Annotated in this window: 20 protein-coding genes, 1 tRNA gene and 1 pseudogene; 5 read left to right on the forward strand and 17 right to left on the reverse strand. The window is 65.0% G+C overall.

Going from position 1 to position 20,160, the window contains the following annotated elements; genetic code table 11:
* Nucleotides 1-2 precede the first annotated feature (2 nt).
* From ACQEU8_RS02475 to ACQEU8_RS02525, 11 genes are all read right to left on the reverse strand, one after another.
* Nucleotides 3-368, reverse strand: a complete 366-nt coding sequence (locus tag ACQEU8_RS02475) for a hypothetical protein (protein ID WP_433102099.1) — start codon at nt 366-368, stop codon at nt 3-5.
* Between the two features lie 2 nt (nt 369-370).
* On the reverse strand, nt 371-793 hold the full coding sequence (locus ACQEU8_RS02480; protein WP_433096284.1) for a phage tail tube protein: 423 nt from the start codon (nt 791-793) through the stop codon (nt 371-373).
* A gap of 9 nt (nt 794-802) precedes the next feature.
* Nucleotides 803-1,204 carry a DUF3168 domain-containing protein gene (locus ACQEU8_RS02485; protein ID WP_433096286.1) on the reverse strand — a complete coding sequence of 134 codons (402 nt, stop codon included), beginning with the start codon at nt 1,202-1,204 and terminating at the stop codon, nt 803-805.
* Nucleotides 1,204-1,551: an HK97-gp10 family putative phage morphogenesis protein gene (locus ACQEU8_RS02490; protein ID WP_433096288.1), complete on the reverse strand. Its 348-nt coding sequence runs from the start codon at nt 1,549-1,551 to the stop codon at nt 1,204-1,206. Before ACQEU8_RS02490 ends, ACQEU8_RS02485 begins: the two co-directional genes overlap by 1 nt.
* 20 nt (nt 1,552-1,571) lie before the next feature.
* Complete coding sequence (locus tag ACQEU8_RS02495; RefSeq protein WP_433096290.1) at nt 1,572-1,898, reverse strand: head-tail adaptor protein; 327 nt, start codon at nt 1,896-1,898, stop codon at nt 1,572-1,574.
* Entirely contained in the window at nt 1,895-2,485 is a 591-nt protein-coding gene (locus tag ACQEU8_RS02500; protein ID WP_433096292.1) for a hypothetical protein, read from the reverse strand. The genes ACQEU8_RS02495 and ACQEU8_RS02500 overlap by 4 nt, the downstream gene beginning before the upstream one ends.
* A 187-nt stretch (nt 2,486-2,672) precedes the next feature.
* Nucleotides 2,673-3,494 carry a P22 phage major capsid protein family protein gene (locus tag ACQEU8_RS02505; protein WP_433096294.1) on the reverse strand — a complete coding sequence of 274 codons (822 nt, stop codon included), beginning with the start codon at nt 3,492-3,494 and terminating at the stop codon, nt 2,673-2,675.
* Between the two features lie 23 nt (nt 3,495-3,517).
* Complete coding sequence (locus ACQEU8_RS02510; RefSeq protein WP_433096296.1) at nt 3,518-4,120, reverse strand: hypothetical protein; 603 nt, start codon at nt 4,118-4,120, stop codon at nt 3,518-3,520.
* Between the two features lie 46 nt (nt 4,121-4,166).
* The gene (locus ACQEU8_RS02515) at nt 4,167-4,880 is read right to left on the reverse strand and encodes a hypothetical protein (protein WP_433096298.1); all 714 of its coding nucleotides are present in this window, start codon (nt 4,878-4,880) and stop codon (nt 4,167-4,169) included.
* Between the two features lie 154 nt (nt 4,881-5,034).
* Nucleotides 5,035-6,504, reverse strand: coding sequence for a phage portal protein (locus ACQEU8_RS02520; protein WP_433096300.1), 1,470 nt, complete (start codon nt 6,502-6,504; stop codon nt 5,035-5,037).
* Between the two features lie 13 nt (nt 6,505-6,517).
* Nucleotides 6,518-8,128: a hypothetical protein gene (locus tag ACQEU8_RS02525; RefSeq protein ID WP_433096302.1), complete on the reverse strand. Its 1,611-nt coding sequence runs from the start codon at nt 8,126-8,128 to the stop codon at nt 6,518-6,520.
* Nucleotides 8,129-9,579: 1,451 nt separating this feature from the next.
* On the opposite strand from ACQEU8_RS02525, the gene ACQEU8_RS02530 reads away from it, so the two are divergent.
* The 3 genes from ACQEU8_RS02530 (at nt 9,580) to ACQEU8_RS02540 (ending at nt 11,136) form a co-directional block, all read left to right on the forward strand.
* The gene (locus tag ACQEU8_RS02530) at nt 9,580-9,927 is read left to right on the forward strand and encodes a hypothetical protein (RefSeq protein WP_433096304.1); all 348 of its coding nucleotides are present in this window, start codon (nt 9,580-9,582) and stop codon (nt 9,925-9,927) included.
* Between the two features lie 120 nt (nt 9,928-10,047).
* Nucleotides 10,048-10,230 carry a hypothetical protein gene (locus ACQEU8_RS02535; protein ID WP_433096306.1) on the forward strand — a complete coding sequence of 61 codons (183 nt, stop codon included), beginning with the start codon at nt 10,048-10,050 and terminating at the stop codon, nt 10,228-10,230.
* 582 nt (nt 10,231-10,812) lie between these two features.
* Nucleotides 10,813-11,136, forward strand: a complete 324-nt coding sequence (locus ACQEU8_RS02540) for a hypothetical protein (RefSeq protein ID WP_433096308.1) — start codon at nt 10,813-10,815, stop codon at nt 11,134-11,136.
* A gap of 248 nt (nt 11,137-11,384) precedes the next feature.
* On the opposite strand, the gene ACQEU8_RS02545 is transcribed toward ACQEU8_RS02540, so the two are convergent.
* From ACQEU8_RS02545 to ACQEU8_RS02565, 5 genes and pseudogenes are all read right to left on the reverse strand, one after another.
* Nucleotides 11,385-11,456 (reverse strand) — tRNA-Phe (locus tag ACQEU8_RS02545).
* A gap of 622 nt (nt 11,457-12,078) precedes the next feature.
* The gene (locus ACQEU8_RS02550) at nt 12,079-13,689 is read right to left on the reverse strand and encodes a recombinase family protein (RefSeq protein WP_433096310.1); all 1,611 of its coding nucleotides are present in this window, start codon (nt 13,687-13,689) and stop codon (nt 12,079-12,081) included.
* Between the two features lie 80 nt (nt 13,690-13,769).
* A pseudogene (locus ACQEU8_RS02555) lies at nt 13,770-13,961 on the reverse strand (low temperature requirement protein A); the annotation flags it as partial.
* 214 nt (nt 13,962-14,175) lie between these two features.
* The gene (locus ACQEU8_RS02560) at nt 14,176-14,925 is read right to left on the reverse strand and encodes an SDR family oxidoreductase (protein ID WP_433096312.1); all 750 of its coding nucleotides are present in this window, start codon (nt 14,923-14,925) and stop codon (nt 14,176-14,178) included.
* Nucleotides 14,926-15,182: 257 nt separating this feature from the next.
* Nucleotides 15,183-16,268 (reverse strand): pyridoxal-phosphate dependent enzyme, encoded by a 1,086-nt coding sequence (locus ACQEU8_RS02565; protein ID WP_433096314.1) that lies wholly within the window; start codon nt 16,266-16,268, stop codon nt 15,183-15,185.
* A 336-nt stretch (nt 16,269-16,604) separates the two neighbouring features.
* Here ACQEU8_RS02565 and ACQEU8_RS02570 point away from each other — a divergent pair, with 336 nt between their 5' ends.
* Entirely contained in the window at nt 16,605-18,392 is a 1,788-nt protein-coding gene (locus ACQEU8_RS02570; RefSeq protein WP_433096316.1) for a 2-isopropylmalate synthase, read from the forward strand.
* Between the two features lie 69 nt (nt 18,393-18,461).
* Here the strand turns inward: ACQEU8_RS02570 and ACQEU8_RS02575 are convergent, their stop codons facing one another.
* On the reverse strand, nt 18,462-19,370 hold the full coding sequence (locus tag ACQEU8_RS02575) for a universal stress protein (RefSeq protein WP_433096318.1): 909 nt from the start codon (nt 19,368-19,370) through the stop codon (nt 18,462-18,464).
* A 374-nt stretch (nt 19,371-19,744) separates the two neighbouring features.
* Here ACQEU8_RS02575 and ACQEU8_RS02580 point away from each other — a divergent pair, with 374 nt between their 5' ends.
* A complete protein-coding gene (locus ACQEU8_RS02580; RefSeq protein WP_433096320.1) occupies nt 19,745-20,137 on the forward strand; it encodes an STAS domain-containing protein in 393 nt (130 codons plus the stop codon).
* Nucleotides 20,138-20,160: the final 23 nt, after the last annotated feature.

The raw sequence follows: 20,160 nt of genomic DNA on the forward strand, positions 1-20,160 counted from the left end.
CCTCAGTTTCCCGTCAATTCGGCCTTGTCTTCATCAGTCAGGCCGGAAAGGCGGGCGGCGACATCCGCTACGCGCGAGAGTGCTTGTGCGGGCTGCTCACCAAGTCGCTTGACTTCCGCGTCGCTGCGGAACAGGCGCTTACCGGTCTCGTCAACAATGCACGCAGCAGCAAGTCGGGCGCGGTACCGCTCCAGGCCCTTTTCCTTGTCAACGCCGTCCATCTTCGCGTTGAGCATCTGCGCCTCAAAACGGTCCCGATCGGTGCCGGACATTCCGCGCACGCGAACAACGCCGCCCCACTCCGGAATTTCAACCTCTTCAACCGTGAAGCTATCAGCGTTGAGGATCTGCTCAGCGGAAAGGTACATGGTCACACCCCTGGGGTGATGGTGGGCTTGCCGGAAACCTTGAGCTTGAGCTCCGCCGCAAGCTTTCCGTCTACGGGCGCCTCGGAAGAAAAGCCGGTGAGAAGGGCCTTGATCTGCCATGACCCGAGCGACTTCGGAAACACGATCTTGTAATCCCGGGGGTCGGTATCCTCGAAATCCGCGATAAGGTCGTCGTGAACGCGCGGATCGTAATTCACTTCGAGAGTGACCTCCCCGCCGTCCTTGAGTCCGCCGATGAAGTCGCGCCATCCGTCAACGCCGTCGTGGGAAGTAACGTCGTAGGTGTCCCGCTCGATCTCGGGACCCTCGATATTGGTCACGTTGGCTATAGCGGTAAACGTAGGTGTGGTGGGCGCCATGTCAGACCGCTGGAGCGCGATCCCGAAGGCGTCAATTCCCGCCATGCTGTTCTCCTAGATTCGGGTCATGCGCACGGAATACTGCGCGCTGATGTGGCGTATTTCAGGGTCCGGGTCCCTGATCGCTTCATGCTGCTTGTTCTTGATCGTGATATCCGTGTATCCGGGCACCACCAGCGGCTGACGATCCAGAGCGGCATCAACCTCGGCAAAGATCGCGGAGGCTTCGCGACTTCCGGACTGCTTAGACCAGACATGCACGTACACGAGCGAGCTCAGGCCCTGTCTGTCGTGCGCGTCGTCCGGCACCTCGATAACGGGACCCAGCGAGACGTACGGGTACGCCTGTCCGTCCGGCACCGCATCGAATACGCCCGTCACCAGAGACATCAGCGAAGAGCGTCCGGTCATCCTGTTGAAGACAGCCACTTGCAGCGGCCAAAGTGCGGTAGCCATTACCACCTACCAAACAGGCGGCGGGCAACAGAGCGTCGCATCAGGCGTTCACCAGTCCGGCGGTGAATATGCGAGGCAGGGCCCATGAATGGCTGATCGGACATTTTCGAGGTGCCCTTTTCCACGTAATAGGCGTACTCTCTCGCTGCCCCATCGACTTGCACCCAGGCTTTGCCCGAGGTCGTGTTGATGTGAGCGTGGATCGATTCCCGCAGCCTGCCCGTTCGTACGGGAGCGAGGTCCCTGGCTGTTTTCTCCAGCGCCTCAGCCCATTCGCGGAGAGCATCATCTCTTGCCGAATTCGCGCGGGATGGCAGCAAGCGGAGCCTGCGCAGGAGCGTGCCCATTCCCTCAATCGTTGTTCTGCTCACGGCTGCATCGCCTCACAATCAGCGCGCAGATACGTGCCAGGCTCGGACGGTTCAAACAGCGCCAGGACGCGCAGTGGTTGCGGCCCTCCGCGCAGTTCGTCCTCTCGCTGAACGTCAGCGCCAGGTTCCAGGTACGCGACGTGCGTAAGTCGGGACTGTGACTGGTCTGCAACGACGCGTTCCCGGGCGGACGGCTGGGAGAGGCGCGTGCGGACTGTGCCCACTTGCACCATTGTGGTTTCCCAGCCACCGCCGCCATCGGGAGCCCGCGTCGGCCGCCACACCTCGCGTGCCGTGTTCAGCAGACGGGATACGCGGCTCATCTGAACCTCACCGCCATAGCACCGCTACCAAAGCGGGCAGCGAGCTGTGCGCGCTTGTACTCCGGCAGCTCCGTTTCGCTGAAATACTCGCGGTAGCCGTAGGTGGCCGACCAATCACCAATGCGCTCTTGCATCGGAGTCCTGTCGGCAAGCCCTCCTGCCGCCGGATCCTCTCGGAAAGCGACCAGCGCGCGGGCAGCGAGGCGGCAGACGAGATCAACGATGTCCGCAGGAACCTCGGGGAGGCCGTGCGTGTAGGTCACTTCGACCTCGCTAGGCTCACAGCGGCGCCAGCCACAGGAGCGCCACAGCGCGCCGTAGGAGAGTTGCCAATCGCTGACTGCCTCCCCATCGAGCTTGACCCCGGAGACCGCCGCTACTGGCTGCGAGGGCAGGGGTAGATACTGGTTTGCTGTGCCAGGCAGTGTGATGGTGCTGGTGGCTCGGGAAATGGACGCCTTTGCCGCTTCGCGTACGGTGGCGGAAGCGGTAGCAAGAAAGGTGTTGGCGACCGCTGTTTCGGCGGGGGAAATTGTGACCCCCCGTGCCTCCATATCAGCGACTGTCGCCAGCGGGGAGAGTGCCATAGGGGGTCACCTCCCTATTCGCTTGGCTTGCGCGCGACGCGCTTACGCGGAACGGGCTTCTTCTCCTCGGTTGCCTGCTGTTCCGGCGCGTAGGAGTAGCCGCGCTCTCCGTCTCCAACGAGCGAACTGGCAACGTCATCAGGCACGTACGCCCTGGCCCCATTCGGGCCGATTACGTATGCCATGCTCAGGCCGTGGTGTCAGTGAAAGCGACCAGCCCCTGCGGGCGGACGACCTTCGCGCCGTACACGTGAAGACCACGGAGCCTGTCGGCGAACTTATCGGTTGCCCGCATGGCCTCTGTCTTCTCGATCTGGGAGACATACGCCAGCGCGGGCGTGTAGAGCGCCAGCGCCTGGGGTGCATTCGTCGTAGGCAGGTTCTCCGACGTAATCAGCGTGAAGTTCAGATACCGCCCCAGCGTCGCATTCCTGAGAGTTTCCGACGCGCCTGACTGGTCGACATTCATCAGCTTCGCGTCGGCGTCCTGAAGGATCGCCTCGAATTCCGCGTTCATGATGAGTACGCGCTGAGCCTGCGGAACCTTCAGCTTGTTCATGGCCTTGCGCGCGTCACGGATGACATTCAGCGCCGTAGCAGGAGTCAGATTCGCGGACGGCAGTACAGTCCCGGCGCCAGTCACAGCGGTAGACAGGATGAACTTGTCAGCGTCCTCCGCCAGACCCTCACCGGCGGAGCGAGTGAAGGCATCCATAGAGCCAGCAGCCTGGGCCCTGTCGATGTCGTCCACGTAGAAGTCAAAGCTCTTCTCCTGATCAATCAGGAGATCCTGAGAGGTGGTCGACACGGAGTCAGCGCTGGTGGTGCGATTCGCCGCCTTGTAGTCCTTAACGGCCACGGCGGTACCAGAGTTGATGCGGACCTTATTGCCAGACGTGGCGTTGCCCTCATACTCACGGTTGGTCAGCGCAGCCGCGATCGTCTGGGCCCGAAAGTCCATAAGGAGCTGGGCATTCCAGATCTCAGGAATGAACGAAGTAACAGCCATTATTGGCCCTTCTTAGGGGGCGGTTAGCTTCCGCCCAACAGGTTCTTAAGTCGTCCCTCTTGCTTGGCCTTTACGACCTCAGCGGGGGACATGCCACGGAGGTCATCGCGCGTCAGCTGCGAGGGACCAGACGAGCGCCCGTGCGCGCCGTTATCGGCAGTGCCCTGGAAACGCGGCGTGGCCTTCGCAGCAAGGTGAGGGTTCTCTTCGAGCAGTTCGTCAATGGCTGCCGTAATGCTGGCAGGGTCGTCCGCCTTGACATCCTTGAAGTACTCGGAATAGCGCAGAACGTCCTTGGGGTTGGCAAGTCGGCCCTTGGCCTCAAGCTGGACTGCAAACTCTGCGCGCGCCTCTTCGCGGGCAGCCTGACGAAGCGCCTCCGCGTCTACTTGCTCGGGTTCACCCTCGGTCTTGGGCGCCTCAAGCTCAGCGATGCGAGCCTCAAGGTCGCGCCGCTGATCACGCTCGGTGCGCCATTTTTCCTTCATGGCATCGAGCGCCTTCTTGCCGGGGTCTCCCAGGGATTCGGCACCCTCTAGAGTGGTGTCGGTTTCCTCAGCGGAGGTCTCGGTGCCAGTGCTCTCGTCGGCAACCGACTCGGCGGTTTCCTGGGGGTTTTCAGACATGCTTGATCGCTCCTCCATTGCGGGGGAAGTCGCTGAGCATTGCGCGTCAGCGGAGATAGCCGTTTCGGTACAAAAGCCGGATCGCCTCTGTGCGGCTGTCGGCAATCCGGTAGATCTCTTCGGGCATGAGGCGCGGGGAGTTGTTCGCACGGCGTCGACCTGTCCCGCTGTAGGTGGCCTGCACACGCTTGCCGTACGCTTCCACTACAGCCATGCCCTTTCGCGCGTTCACCACAGAGGAGATACGCGCTCCGTCCTGAATCGCCTTCGCGCCTGCCTCGCCAAACGCCGCTTTGCGCTGCGCCGGAGTCATACGCTCGAAGATCTCTTCGGGGTCAGGGACTTGAATTCGCTTCCTGCTGCGCTTCGTGATCGGCTGCATAGTGCAGTCGCAACGGGGATGACGAAGGAAACCCGCAGTGGTGCCGTATTCTCGCCCTGACAGGATGATGCAGCGCGAGCACGCGGGCAGTTCAACCACGCGGACGTACGCGGTCACCTTGCGATTGCCTACCATTGCCACCTGGTCAGCCTGCCTGCCCGTGTCGGCGACCGTGGTACGCGCCGCCATGTCAAGGAAGACAGCACCGCTCGCCATTGCGGCAGGCGGACGCGTTCCCCGGGAAAGCGCACGCAGGGTGGTGGGAATGGCTTGCGCTAGCAGACCCAGCACGGAGCGACCGTCAGGAGCCTGCGACGCAAAGCTCTGTGCGTCTATCTGCGGGCCGTTCCCGTCCTCAGGGCCCAAGAGCTCGCGCATGAACGTGTGCGTGCCCTGAGCGGCGTGCAACTGCCCCGCTTGCACCATTGCGGCGACTCGCGGCAGCAGCGCAGACCAGCCACGGGCCACATCATCAGGGCGGACCTTTGCCCACTCGGCCAATACCGCGCGGGCAGTGGCCTCAGCTAGCCGCTCACGCTGCTGCTGGTGTCTGCGGGCTACCGGATTCCACATCGTCGCCCCCTGACTGGTGGCCCATCATCTGCGTAAGCGCGCCCACAGGATCCATTTCGGCTTCACGCCGCTTCATGGCCAGTAGGTCAACGACCTCAGTGGGAGTGACGCCGTATTTAAGCGCGATCCACTCAAACGGGAACCCGATTTGCCTGAGCTTGAGCATGGCATCCGCCATCTGCGCGTTACTGCGAGATTCTGCGTCTGCCCAAATCACGCGGCCGGAATGCATGGACTTGGCCTTTTCGCTATTGCCTTGCGCCAGCGCGATCAGCCGGAACATCTCGCGCAACGCCTGTCCGAACCAAATCTGCTTCTCTTCTACGCGCTTTACCAGCCCGGTTTCAGCAGCGAGAAGGGCGTCACCTGAGAGGTTGGCCATTTTCCCGATCAGGTAGTGCTGCGGGGTCCGCGTCTGTGCGGCGATGTGGCCTACGGCTACCTCGATGATCTTTGAGTAGGCTTCGAGGTTCGCCGCTGTCCATTCATCGGTCTTTACATTGTCCCCCGTAAAAAACATGACTCGGTCAACCGCGAATTTCTCAAGGTCAACCGGCTTCGATCCGATGATCTGCCCGTCGCTATCCAAGATGGGTATCTCGGGCACTTCCCCGCCCGTCACAATGCGCTGCGGGAACGAGGCGTAATCACTTGCGGTAAAGAGCTGTGCCCACAGGAGGTTGATCGCATTCTGCATTGCGATGACCCCAGAAATGTCGCTGATTGGATCTTCAGCGAGCGTGGGTCGGTTGGGCAGCTCTACCATGGGTACGACGCCCATCGGATTCGGCTGGGGATTCGGCTCGGTCGCGCCCTCGCGCAGTGCCCAGCGGGACAGCTCTGCGTCTACGTCGCGCATCTGCGAGGATTCGTCGTCGTTCCCCATTAGGGACCGCTCGAATTTCCACACTTCGTCCGGCAGATACAGGGTGGCGTACGCGCTGTCTCCGTCGTCCCAGCGTTTCAGCGCGGCGCGGCGCCTACGCCTGGATCCCGGCTCGTACGCGACAAGGCACTGCGAAGCGTCCTCGAACGTGACTTCGGGAGTGTTCTCGTCGTCCGGGTTTCCCCATACGAGTACGAAGCTGCGCCCACTGTTGACTGCGCCCAAAAATCCGAGTTGCGAATCAGCGTCAAGGGCGTTCATCTGCCAGACGCGCCACGATTCCTCGTCGGCCTTTTCCACGCCGTACGGCTGGAATCCCGTGACCGTCAGCCGTTCCACCGGGCTGTCGGACACGACCTGTACCCAGTTGTCCGCGAAATCCTTGTAGCGATTACCGTGGAACTTTCGGAACTGGTCGCTGGCGTACATCAGGGGCTGCCTGCCCCTGTAGAAACGCGAATGGCGCGCGATGTCCGGGCGCCTTCTCAACAGCTCATTTTCCATCAGCTCTACGAGCGTCAGGGCCTGGCTATATGTGGCCACCCGCACACTCCTTTCACGCGGCCATGTAGAGGGGCTTTTTCCTCAGCAGTCCAGCGGCGATGGCGTCGCACGCTGCCTCATGCGTAAGGATGCTCACAACGGCCATGTCGATCTTCCGTCTGCGCTCTGGCTTGGTAAGTACGTACCGATCGCTGGGACGCGCGGCCATGCGAGCGCTAAAAATGTGCCTCGCTGTGATCTCGCACCCGTCGTGTGTGAAATTCGAATCGCGCTTGATCAGGTCTGTCTTCATACGCTCAGCGGCAGCGTGCATCTGCACAATCCGGCGCGTATGCCAGCGGATAACGCGACGCTCGCCATAGCGTTCCGCCCACTGATCGACCTCGGTTTCCCAGTACGGCGGATCGCAATACATGATCTTGACGTCGTACATGCGAAACAGCTCATTCACCGCTGCATCGACTTCCAGACGCGGAACCTGTCCACCCCACTCCGCCGGATCCCAAATAGTCGGTCGCTTACTAGGGCCATACGCGGGCGTGAACTGGTAACCCTCAAGGGTTTCAGCCCTGATGCCCGTCCAGTCATCCGAGTCCGATCCGTCGAAGCCGAGAACAATCGGCACTTTGAGCAACTTGTGGTGCGTCGGTGTGGGCTTTTCGCGGTCGCTCTGCCGCCCTGCCCACTGTGCACCCTCTACCCACGCGCCGGAGCCAGCGACAAGGCGGTTACCAAAGAACCGCTCTGCCTGCGAGGGATCGCTTTCCAGCAATTCCGCCGCTTCAGCCTCGATCGCGTCAAGATCGATATGCGGGCAATCAGCGTAAACAGCGCGGTGAATCTTCCTGCGTTCAGCTTTGTTGCGGTAGCTGAGGTTCGCGGGCGCCTGCGGGAAGTACCTGTAGACGTCCTCCGCTGTCCCCTCGTGTGTGCGCTGCGCTGTGCTGAATTCGGAGGGATCGTACGCGTTCGTCGTCTCGATCGAGCGGCCGGACATACCAGCGAGACCGCGCCGCATAGTCTCTGCGACCTTGATCATCTTGTTGGTCTCGGAATAAGTGCCGGTTTCATCCTGAATAGCAAAGGTGATGGGGTTACCGAGTCGCGATTGCGCGGATGAGGTGACGACATCGATGCGACCCTCGTCCCCGACGCGCACGAAACCCTCAAGGGGCTTCATCAGCGAGGACAGGTGCCCGTGTTTGATCATGGAAACGAGCGGTCGATAGACGTTCGCAACCTGATCTTCACTGTTTGCAAGTAGCTGAATCAGCGGCGTCGGCTGCGGGGCACCCATAGGCTCACCCGGCGAGTACACATACACCCAGCCACAAGGGCACCCATGGTCCGCACAGCGGTACCGCTCACCGCCCTCCGCCCATCCGGCGAAGACAGTGGGTCCGGCAGCCTCAGCAAGCACCAGCGCGGCAGCGAAAGGGCCCTTGCCGCTCTTCTGCGACATGATCACTTGCGCTCGCCGGTAGCGAAACGCCGTTGATCGCTGCCCAAATTCCGCTTCGCCGCGAATGGTGTAGAAGTTTGAGGCTACTTTTAGCTGCCACGGGAGCAATTCGAAACGCTCACCCTGGCGAAATCCATCCGGCACGACCGCGTGGTGCTCAATCCACGCGAGATTTACCATCAAAATCGCGTCGTCAGCCACCACTTACCGCCTTGAGACGATCAGCGAGAGAGGAAATTGCGGCTGTCGGCGCGGAATTCTCGTCATCTGCGGTCTCGACGTCGCCAATTTCCCACCGATTGCGCTGCATTCCGCTGGCGGAAAGACCAAGGGACTCCGCCATTTGTTTCGCCTGGCCCCACACGATCGCGGACGACCGGGGAAGCTCAGCGCGAGCAAGCACGCGAACGTATGAGGCGACTTCAAACTCAAGATGCAGCGTCTCCCACATCACAGCTTGCGGCAGCTCCCACAGGCGTTCCCACAGCTCATACTCGCGGTCGCTAGGGGCGATCAGCGGGTACGCGGGGAGTGGACCATCGCGGCCCTCAGCGGGTAGGATCGTCCATCCCTGGGCGTCCGCCTTGTGCGAGCGCTCGTGAGACGTTGGCGCAGGGCCGGATCTTGAGCGGGCACCACCTCTGGACACAGTGAGTCACCCCCTTCGTGGGTCGCTGTAAGTAGTCGCAGCAAGCGAGATCAAGGTTTTTGAACCGGGCGGACCTGACGGAGCCCTCCCCCGCGTTCAACGTCCCCAGGTCAGAAGGGGTCATCCCCCTCCCCCGTGGCTACGCAGTGTCACGCACCGTGATCATGCGCGAGCGTTCCAACCGCCTGGCTGCTCACGTGCAGTGACACGCGAATGATGCGCTTTGGTCATAGATTGTAGGTTTGACCAGTCATGTCCGCGTGGGCCGAGTGGACCCAGGCCATCGCGGTGGTTGACTTCCGTTGCGAGTGGGCGCAGTAGCTCAGGGATCTCGCTGCACTCATCACACTCACAGTACGGATGCTCACGCAGATAGGCTGCACGCGTACGCACCCAGGCAGGGCCATAGCCTTTCCTGGCTGGCCTTTTTCGCGCCCCCCTGGCCTTTTTCAAGCACGCCTCACAGCGCCCCCCAGGGGTCAGCACAGGGCAGCCAGGCGTTGGGCAGACGCTCAGCGCACGGGCCACGTCACATCTCCAAGGTGAAGGCGACAAAATTTGTCACCTCTCTTACGCGCCAGCGGTGGATCATGCTAGGTTGCGTCCATCGCACTACACGGGAGGCACGATGCACACAGCGACAGGGCAAGCTGAGAGGCTGTACGCAAGGGCTCAGCGGACCGTACGCGAGGCGCGCAAGGTGGAACCGGTACCCAGCGCAGACGAGACCCTGACGGAGGCTAGAAACAGCCTGCGTGGCTTGATCAACCAGCTTCGCGCGGCGTCATCAGCGCAGGACTGGGAGCAATATTGGGTGTTGTCCGACCGAATTTCCCGTACGCGCAAGCGAATCAGCGTCCTACGGCAGCGCTGACAGCGAGAAATCCCCCGGTTCGCCGGGGGATTTCTTCTCTGAGGCGACAAAATTTGTCGCCTAGGGGTTGCACGAGTGCGCGCCCACTGCTGTACTGGCTTCAGCAGCAAACAACCAGAGGTGGGGATCATGGCCACGGTATCGCTCAGCAACCTGAACGCAACCACGCTCCGCGATGCACTGCGCGAGTCCATCCGAGAGCAGCGGAACGAGGAGAGCGCACCTGAACAGGCAGCACCTGCACAGAGCGATGACATCCTGCGCACCGTCCTTGTGCGTACCGGACCGTACTGGGAGCCTGACTGGACGGGAACTGAGCTGCACATCAAGTACTCACGGTCCCGAGAGATCCTGGTCAAGGAAGTCCGCACCAACGGGCGCGTAACGGCGCGTGACAGCTTGCGTGGCGTCGGAGAGGGGCGCTACCGGCTAGCGGTCTCGCAGTCCCTCAAGTGGGGATGGACGCTGAAGGACTGACGCGGAGAACGGCCCCCGGATTCGTCCGGGGGCTTTTTCGTGTCAGGGGGTTGCGCACACGCGCGTGAGCCGCTGTACTGGTTTCAGTGCACGGGAGGCACCCGGGCCGGAGAGGAAGCCATGACCGTGAACAACACCTTCCGCACCTACTCTGGTACCGCCACCGTGTCCGCCCACGCGGTAACTCGCCAGGGAACGATCCGAGTCGGCTACTGGCACGCTGGTGACCCTCAGACCGCCCACTACATGGGTGTTCGCACCTTCACGCAGGAAGAGGCGCGCAAGGTGGGTCTCATCTCCTAGGGCCGTTCGGCTCTCGCCCCCGGGGAAACTCGGGGGCATTTTCTTGTCCAGGGGGTTGCGCGCATGCGGCAGCTCTGCTGTACTCATCTCAGCAAGACAACTCAACAGGGGGCGTTCCTCCCGTACATGCTGGCCGTACGGGCGTAAGGGCAGGCAGGTGAATCCTGTAGGTGCTGCGGAGCATGCAGCGCACAACATGCCTACAGGTGGACACGGTACCCGCTGACCCCAGCGACGCCCCCTGTTGAGTCTTCAAACACTCACAAGGGGGCGGCATGCAGACAATCACAGCGCGAGAGGCAGTGGCCGGTACTCGCATCGTCGTTGACGGGCTGAGGGACTTCGCGGTGGTCACGGTGCAGCGCTGGGAGCCTAGTGACATTCCCGGATGGTGCACGCTGTACTGCCACAAGGGAATCTGTCGCGGGCAGTTCCCAACGGACCACGCCTTCGAACTCGCGCAGTAGCGTCAGCGAGAATCCCCCGGTTCGCCGGGGTTTTCTTGTGTCAGGGGGTTGCACGCATGTGGCAGCTCTGCTCTACTGGTTTCGGTAGGGAGACGTACCTGAAGGGGTGGGGATCATGTACTGCTACGACTTCAAGCAGCCTTGTAAGCGGCCTTACGCCACGCACAGCATGGGGGCCAACCACACGTGCAAGCTGTGCGGTGCCAGGGCTGTCACTCCGGACTTCGAAGCGATCTTCGGTCAAGAGATGAACGTGAAGGGCGAAGAGGCGCAGGAGTACTTCATGGGCCACTCGCAGGCTGAGAAAGAAAAGGCGAAGCTGTTCGCCATGATCGATGACCTGACACCCAAGCAGATGCGTGCGTACGGCGTGTATCGCAGCGCAGCCCTGGATGATCAGAAAGAGGCGGCGCGGGAACACGCACAGCAGCGTGGGTGAGGCGCACACGAGATGCCCCGGTATCCCCCGGGGGCTTTCTCATGCCCTCAGCGCGCTGTGTGCCCGTCTGAGAGCTTCGCAGGGCCTCACCGGGGTCGTGTACCGGTGAAGCCGTGCCAGGCGCTCAGAGAGGCGTACAGCCCCTCAGAGAGGCAGAGGGGGGGGGGCGTGGCAGTTCCGCACTCGTAACTTCGCTTCCTTCACGCCTCTTACCTAGTGCTAGCCCCGTCCGCACGGGACGCCTCTTGTGGTTCCGGCAGGGATCGAACCTACGCACTCCGGGCTTCAACCGGACGCTCTTCCAACTGAGCTACAGAACCGTACGGCAGCCCCGTTCCCGGCGGGATTTGAACCCGCGACATGCCGCAATCCCACCCTCTGTGGAGTGGGGGCGGTTGCTCTGCCTGGCTGAGCTACGGGACAAGCGTCCGGATCGCTCCGGGGCTACCTGCATCCCGCACGCTTCCGGTCTTAACCTCGCGGCGTACGGGAGATTGTGGCGCAGCGCTTCACCGCAGAGTCCTACCCCTTGGCGAAGCGCTGCGCAACATCCCCGGAGCATCAGAACCGCAGCAGGGAGAGGCGCTGCGGGTGCTACAACGGGGAGAAGTGAGGGGGCCGCTGTCCGCCTGCATCGCGTGCGTGTGTGCGCGGGATCATCCCCTCTACCTATCTAGGGTTACACGGGTTTCCTCGCTGAAAACCGACCTATTCGGGAGCGATGTAGACCTGTGTAGGGTCAACATGGGTCTGAGCTGGAGGAATGTAGAGATGTAGGAATGGTGGGGTTCGCTGTTCCCCCTGTGGAGCCTTATAGATGGAACAGGAAGTGCTTCATCTCTACATCTCTACATTCTTGCAGGTCAGAGCTATGTATTTCTACACGGGTCTACACCGCCCCTGCCCGCTGTGCTCATCTGAGCGGCACAAATGTGGCGCAGCTCACTCGCGCCAGTCGGGGATGAGCCGATCGAGTATCGGCGTCTTATCTCCGATGTACTTCGGCGGCACCAGCGTGACGCTCTTCAGCGCTGAGCGGAGTAGTCCCCGCTTACTCTCAAGCCCCGCCCCCTCCCACAGTCCCGCTACGGCCTCGGGGTCCAATAGGGGCAGTAGGTCCGAGTCCGCTGTGAGCTCTCGGAATTCAGCCTTGAGCGACTCAATCTGTCCGGCCATTTCTGACCGCAGCGTGTCGTACCGCCCCTCGTCCATTCCTCCGACGATGAAGAACTCTTTCTGGAGACGGAGTTCACGCGCGACCGCATTATCCAGCGCGGCACCCACAGCCTGTTTCCGTGCCTCTTTCGCTGGATCTTTGAACGACATCCAGCGCTGTGCGATGGCCAGGATTGTCGGGGACTCAGGTGGGAGATTCACCACATGGTTGATCCACATGATCCCGGCGGCGTCGTCCACTCGACTACGGAGTGTCGCCACTCCCTTACAGACCGAAGGGCCCTGGTTCACCCGGGCGTCGCATCGGTAATTCAATCCCCCGTTGCCCATGGGCCCTTTGCAGAACGGACAGCGCAGAATCCCCGTCATGATCGTCGCGGCTGCTCGTTTTCCGCGCGTGCGGTCGCCGATGGTGGTCCCAGGCCGTGAACGTGCGCGGAACATCGCCAAAATTCGCTCACGCTCGGCGAACGTGATCACTCCTACGCCGCATGTGATTGGGTGTCCGTCTGGGCCCATAAGTGGGTTTCCGCCACGGTGCCACTTGTCCAGCGGAGTGCCGAATTCGTCGGTCACTCGGTCACGGTCCGGTATGAGCCCCGCCCAGCTTGGGGACGTTGCGAGATTAATGATCGTCTGCGCGCGCCACAGCATGCCCTTACGCGTCCGGATACCCTCACCATTCAGCTTGTCAGCGATGACTGCGGGGACTACGCCATCCAGCAGATACTCCGCTATCCGGCGCGCTGTCGGATATTCCTTGGGGTCGTGTTCCAGCTTTCCGGACCCTGGGGGGCACCGCAGACCGAAAGGCACTACGCCGCCAGGCCAGCGCCCCTCGCGCTTCATCGCGTCTACGCCGATCTTTGTACGCAGTGAGATGTCTTTGGCTTCGTCCCGCGCCCGCTCGCTGAGGATCGCGAAAACCATCCGTCCGCCGTGCGAGGAATCAAGTCCCTCAACCACGCTGACAAGTCGTGCCCCGCGCCGCTCCAGGTCATCGAGCAGCAGCCCAACTTGGCCCATCCCCCTACGTGACAACCTGTCAGTTTTCCAGACGTAGAGGGTTTTACTCCGCCCATCGAGTACAGCCTTAACGGCGTTGTCGAATTCCTCGCGTCGCACATGAGCCTTGCTCGCGCTGCGCTGCTCGAACCACACATGGCGAATGATCTTGCCTTCAGCGGCTGCCGCGCGGCATACGTCTCGAACATGTGCGCGAAGCGTGGCCTGGTCTTCCCGCTTCTTGCTGCGCCTGATGTACAGCTCTGCCAGCTCGGCAGGGGGTCCCGTGGGCACATCCCACAGACCGAGCCGCTTCAGCTCTTCGTCCTCGAACCCCAGCGCCCGCAGGGTGGACATATCGTCACGTTCCATAGCCGCTCCTCGCTCAGGGTGCGATGTCGGCCGCTGGGGTTACGAGGGTTTCCTTTTGCAGGTCAGAGCGGTGTTGCTCCGTTAATCCACGCCCACCAGATCGCGAAGAACACCGCGGCATAGCCGGTGAGCCCGGATCCGACGTGGCCTTCGGCCAGCGCGTGGTGGAGTTGGGCGGCGGCCTGCGCGACCGCGACCACGAACGTCAGATCGAACAGCAGCTCCAGCGGGGTGGCCGCCCGGTGCTCCTCCGCCGGGTCCCGGCCCCGCATCGCCCGCCGGAGCGCCCCGGTCCGCTCCGCGAGGTTGTCGCCTGCGCTCATCCCGCCTCCCGGCAGTGTGTCCTTCGTCCTGTGCTGTCACCGCCGCCGATGTCCGGCGACGGCTCCCGCGAACAGCGCCGGGCAGCTGTACGCGGCGCGGTCCGCCTTGGAGGGCGTCCGGACCGGGCTTTGGCCCGGGTCCGGGCCCAGGCCCAGGCCCGGGTCAGCGGGTGGTGTAGCCGCCGTTGGGGAACAGCGTCTGGCCGGTGAACCACCAGCCGTCGGTGGCCAGGAACTCGATCACCGGAACGATGTCCTCGATCCGGGTCAGCTGGTCCCCCATGGCCTGCGACTTGTGGAACTCCACCCGCTCCGGGGTCTCCTGCGGGTAGAAGAAGGGCGTGTCCATCGGCCCCGGCGCCACGACGTTCACCGAGATCCTGCGGTCGGCGAACTCCTTGGCCGCGGCTCGGGTGAAGTGCTCCAGCGGCGCCTTGCCACCGGCGTAGGTGGAGTAGCCGTCGGTGAAGGCCGCGAGCAGGGAGGTGCCGAGGCTGATGATCCTGCCGTCGTCGTTCAGCCGCCGTCCGGCCTCCTTGATGAAGAAGTAGCCCGCCTTGGCGTTGATGCCGAACATGCGGTCGTACTCCTCCTCGGTGGTCTCCAGGATCGGCTTGCGCAGCACCATCCCGGTGGTGTTCACCGCGATGTCGACACCGCCGTAGGTGTCCACCGCGGTGTCGAACAGCCGCTGTACGTCCGCCACCTTCGTCAGGTCTCCCTGGACGGCGATCGCCTGGCCGCCCGCCTCCTCGATGGCTTTGACGGTCTTCTCCGCCGCGTTCTCCGCGGTGTGGTAGTGCACCACGACGTTCGTTCCGGACTCGGCGAACGTCCTGCTGAGCAGTCCGCCCAGGTTCTTCTCACCCCCGCCGACGAGTGCGACCTTGTCCTTCAACGTGCTCCCGGCCATGCCCGGCACTCCTTCGCGTCCTCGCTGGTGACCGACTTGATCACATCCGCTGACGAGGCTAAGCGGACATTCCGGGCACCTGTCGACGCGGAGGGTGCGTGGCCCCACAAAAAGCCGGGGATACCCCTGATGGCAGCCGCCCGGCCGCCCTGCGCCGGGCGGGAAACCAACCCGAACGGCAGCGTCCGCCAACTACGAAGCACCGGCTGCCGCGCGCAACGGCCGCCTGCGGACGGGGCACCAGGCGATGAGATCAGCTACCCGGCGGTCGGCCATTCCCCGGTACGGGCGAAGCGTGCGAGATCGGCCTCGTACGGCTCCGGGTCGAGACCCCGTGCGCGGAGCCACTCGGCCCTGAGGAAGGTTTCCCGGTAGGGCTCGGCGCTGTCCCCGATGAGGGCGACGACGCTGCCGCTGCTCCCGGCCGCCCGCATCCGCGCCGCCAGATGGCACACCCCCCACAGACTGGTGCCGGTCGCGGGTCCGGCCTCGATACCGGCCTCGGTGTGCAGCCGGCGCATCGCCGCGACCGATGCGGCGTCCGGGACCGGGATCACCAGGTTGATCACTCCTGGTATGAAGCCGGGCTCGACGCGGGGGCGGCCGATGCCGGGGATGCGCGACGGCATCCCCGTGGCGTAGTCGCCGCAGCCACTCGCCCACGCGGGGAAATACGCGGAGTGCTCCGGGTCCACCACGGCCAGCCGGGTGGGGTGGCCGTGGCGCCGCAGGTGACGGCCGATCGTCGCTGACGTGGCTCCGGTTCCGGCGCCGGTCACGATCCACTCCGGCACCGGCCGCGGCTCGGACTTCAGCTGGGCGAAGATCTCGTCGACGATCGTGGGCCCGTCCCAGCCGGCCATGGCCCGCTCCGCGTCGCTGAAATGGTCCAGGAAGTAGCCGCCGCTGCGGGCCGCCACAGCGCGAGTCTCCTCCTGCACGGCGGCCGGTGGTTGCTGTGCCATCTGCCACTGCCCGCCTTCGTCCGCGATCCGCGCCAGCAGGGTCGCCGGGGTCTTCGCCGGTACGACCGCGGTGAACGGCAGGCCGAGCAGCTTCGCGAAGCGTGCCCCGGCAACTGCGACCGCCCCGCCTGTCGCCGCGAACACAGGTGTGTCAGCGGCGATCTCCCCACTGGCGATCGCGTGACAGAACATGGCGCGTACCAGGCGGTACTTCATGCTGCCGGACGGGAGGACCGACTCGTCCTTGAAGTAGATGTCCACGCCTTCCAGCGCGGGCATCGGGAGGGCCCGGAGCGGGGTGGGCACCGACCCTGGACCGTCGGCCCGGACCCGCCGGATCGCCTCCGCCGCCCAGGCGTTGGGATGCACCGCACTCATGGCGCCGGACCCTATCGGAGGGCCGCCGGGCCCTCCCACGCCGGTCGTCATGTGCCGGTCGGCACCCCCGAGTTGGCCGGGGAGCCGCACTGCGGCCGGCGGACAGAGTCGTCCGGCTCGACCAAAGGCGGACGGGGGGGCGGGCGAGGGGTGAAAGCGCGTGCCGAATAAGTGTGTTGCGGGGGAGGCAGGGGGTGTGCTTGCATGCCCCGCAATGATCGTCTGCGAGCTCCTTCTCCTCGGCTGCCGCGGCGGGGTCTGACCAGACCGGCACCCCGCCGTGGGGTGCCGTGCTGCCGGTCTCCCACCGACCGTGCCGAGGAAAGTCGCAGACACATGCACACTCAGCAATCCCCCTCCCGCCCCCACTCCCCCGTCGCCCGAGCCGGGGCGCCCGACTGGAACCCGCAGCGGCCCAGCGGTATGCCGTTCCACCGCTACCGCCCCGCCCATGAGCGGGTCCACCTCCCCCTGTCCGCCCCCGGCGCGGAGCGCCGCTGGCCGGAGGCCCGCATCGAGCAGGCCCCGCTGTGGGTTCCCGTCGATCTGCGCGACGGCAACCAGGCGCTGGCCGAGCCGATGGGGACGGAACGCAAGCGGCTGATGTTCGACATGCTGGTGCGGCTGGGCTTCAAGGAGATCGAGGTCGCCTATCCGTCGGCGAGCCGCACCGACTTCGACTTCGTCCGTCATCTGGCGACCTCCGGTGCGGTGCCCGACGATGTGACGGTCGTCGTCTTCACGCCCGCGCGGCGGGATCTGATCGAGCGCACCTTCGCCTCCGTCGACGGGCTGCCGCGCGTCGTCGTCCACCTCTACACGCCCACCGCGCCGGTGTGGCGCGACGTCGTACTCGGCCGTGGCCGGGATGAGGTGCGGGCGCTGGTACGGGAAGCGGCCGAGCAGCTGGCGCGGCTGGCGGACGCGCGCCCGTCGCAGCACATCCGGTTCGAGTTCTCCCCCGAGGTGTTCGTGCTGACCGAGCCCGACTATGTGCTGGGGCTGTGCAACGAGCTGACCGAACTGTGGGACGCGTCGCCGGACCGGCCGGTCATCCACAATCTCCCCGCGACCGTCGAAATCGCCACCCCCAATGTCTACGCCGACCAGATCGAGTACGCACACCGAAACCTGGCCCGCCGGGACGCCGTCATCCTCTCCGTCCACCCGCACAACGACCGCGGCACCGGCGTCGCCTGCGCCGAGCTCGCCGTGCTGGCCGGTGCGCAGCGCGTGGAGGGCTGTCTGTTCGGCAACGGGGAGCGGACCGGCAATGTCGACCTGGTCACCCTCGCCCTCAACCTGTACGCGCAGGGCGTCGACCCGATGATCGACTTCTCGGAGCTGGACGCCGTCCGCGCCACCGTCGAACACTGCAACCAGCTGCCGGTGCACCCCCGCCACCCCTACGGCGGCGAACTGGTGCACACGGCGTTCTCCGGAACCCACCAGGACGCCATCAGCAAGGGCTTCGCCCACCACGCGCGCCGGGCCGCCGAGTTGGGGGTGCCGGAGGCGCAGGCGCCGTGGGAGGTGCCGTATCTCCCGGTGGATCCGGCGGATCTGGGGCGCAGTTACGAGGCGGTCATCCGCGTCAACAGCCAGTCCGGCAAGGGCGGTATCGGCCATCTGCTGCGCACGCACCACGGTGTGGAGCTGCCCGCGGAGCTGCGCGCCGAGTTCTCCCGCGTCGTGCAGGAGGCCACCGACGACAGCGGGCGGGAGGCGACACCGAAGGAGCTGTGGGAGCTGTTCTCGGCGGCGTATCTGGAACCGGGCGAGATGGGGCCGCTGGTGCTGGAGTCCTGGAGCACGGAGGAGACCGCCCCCGGCGAGCACCGGTTCACCTGCTGGCTGAGCGGCCACGAGGTTCGGCCCGGCTGGTACGAGGGCACCGGCAACGGTCCGCTGTCCGCCTTCGTCCGGGCGTTGGAGGGCGCGGGAGTGTCCGTCACCGTGCTGGATTTCGTCCAGCACGCCACCACTTCCGGTCCGGACAGCCCCGCCCTGGCCTACGCCTGCTGCCGCACAGGCGAAGAGGTGCGCTGGGGCGCGGGCCGTGACACCTCCGTACTGACCGCCTCCGTACGGGCGATACTCGCGGCGGTCAACCGGGCCCTGTGACGGTTGGGGGCGGCCGCCCTCGGTGGCGGCCGCCCCGTACCCGTGCCGGACGCGGGCGTCGGGCGGGCGTCAGCCGTGCGCGACGAGAGCCACCGGGGCAGCGGCGTGGTGCAGGACGGCGTGGGCGACGGAGCCGAGGCGGGCGCCGAGACGGCCGCGTCGGGTGCGGCGGCCCACGACGACCAGTGACCCGTCGTACGAAGCTTCGACCAGGTGGCCGGCGGGGCTGCCGATGCGGGATTCCTCGACGACCTCCACATCCGGGTACTTCAGGCGCCACGGACGCAGCGCCTCGGTGATCTCGGCGGCCTTCTGCTTGGCGAGCTCCTGGTGCAGACCGAGCAGCGCGGACATGCCGTAGACGTAGTAGGGCGGCAGGTTCCAGGCGTGCACGGCCCGCACGGCGGCGCCGCGCCGGGCGGCCTCCTCGAAGGCGAAGGCGAGCACGGCGTCGTTGGGGCTGTCGGCGTCGAGCCCGAGGACGACCGGGCGGAAAGCAGTCGCGGCGGACGGGATGCCGGCCGGGTCCATGGCGTGCTCGTCGGCCGCCTGCTCCCCGGCCCGTACGAAGACCACGGGCCGCTCCACATCGGCGGCGACGGCCAGCCCCACGGAGCCGACCAGGAATCCGGCGATCCCGCCCAGCCCGCGGGAGCCGAGGACCAGCAGCTCGGCGTCCTTCGCCGCGGTCGTCAGCAGCTCCGCGGGCGGGCCCTCGGCCTGTTCGACGGTCACCTCCACCCCGGAGTGGCGCAGCCGGATGCCGTCGGCCGCCTCCTGGGGCATCCGTTCACTCCAGCGCTGCTGCGGCTCGGCGCCGACCAGCGAACGGGTCTGCGCGACGGGCCCGGGAGCCGGCTCGCGGACGTGGAGCAGTCGCAGCGGCAGACCGCGCAGCTGGGCCTCGCGAGCCGCCCATTCGGCGGCGGCACTGCTCTCGGGTGAGCCGTCGAGGCCCACGGTCACGTTGCGGGACATGGCGTCCACCTCTCGTATCGGAATCCGCTCCCAGAGTCGGCACGGAAGTGGTCACAGGGCAGAGGCCGCAGGTCCCGGGCCTCGCCGGGCCGGCCCCTCCCGGGCGGCCGTCGGGTGTCGGCTTCCGAGTACCCCGTCGAAGAACGCTGCGTGCGACGGAGCCCTACCCATCCGATAACAGACTGAAGCTGTCCGCATAGCGGTCACATCACGCCCGCCGGTACTTCCGGGTCCGGAGAACGGCCCTGGTACGGCGCTGCTGGTACGGCGCTGCTGGTACGGCGCTGCTGGTACGGCGCTGTCCGGGACCCGAACATAGGCGCGGGACCGACCGGCCCTATCGAGTGGTATGCCGCCCCGGCTTTCCTTCGTTCATGTACGAGAACCTCATCGAGTCCGCGCCCTGCCACACGGAACGCCTCGTCGGTGGCGTGACCGTTGTGGAACTGAGCGGCGAGATCGACATCCGTACGGCGCCGTCCCTCGGGGCCCGGCTCGACGCGCTGACCGCGGGGCCGCGTCCCGAACTGGTGGTGGATCTGCGGTCCGTGTCCTTCATCGATTGCAGCGGCCTGCGCCTCCTGTGCCGGGCGAGGAACCGCACCGTGGCGCGCCGGGGGCGCCTGCGACTGGTCACCGACAGCCGCAGCTTCCTGCGCATCCTCAAGCACACCCGGCTGGTCGGAGTCTTCGAGGTGCATCACCGGCTGCCCGAGGCACTGGCCGAGGATCCCGTCGAGAAGATACTTCCCGTCTCCACGGGCTGAGCCGCCCGGCCGCCGCCTGCCAG

This window comes from Streptomyces sp. CA-250714, from assembly GCF_050936705.1.
GTDB lineage: Bacteria > Actinomycetota > Actinomycetes > Streptomycetales > Streptomycetaceae > Streptomyces.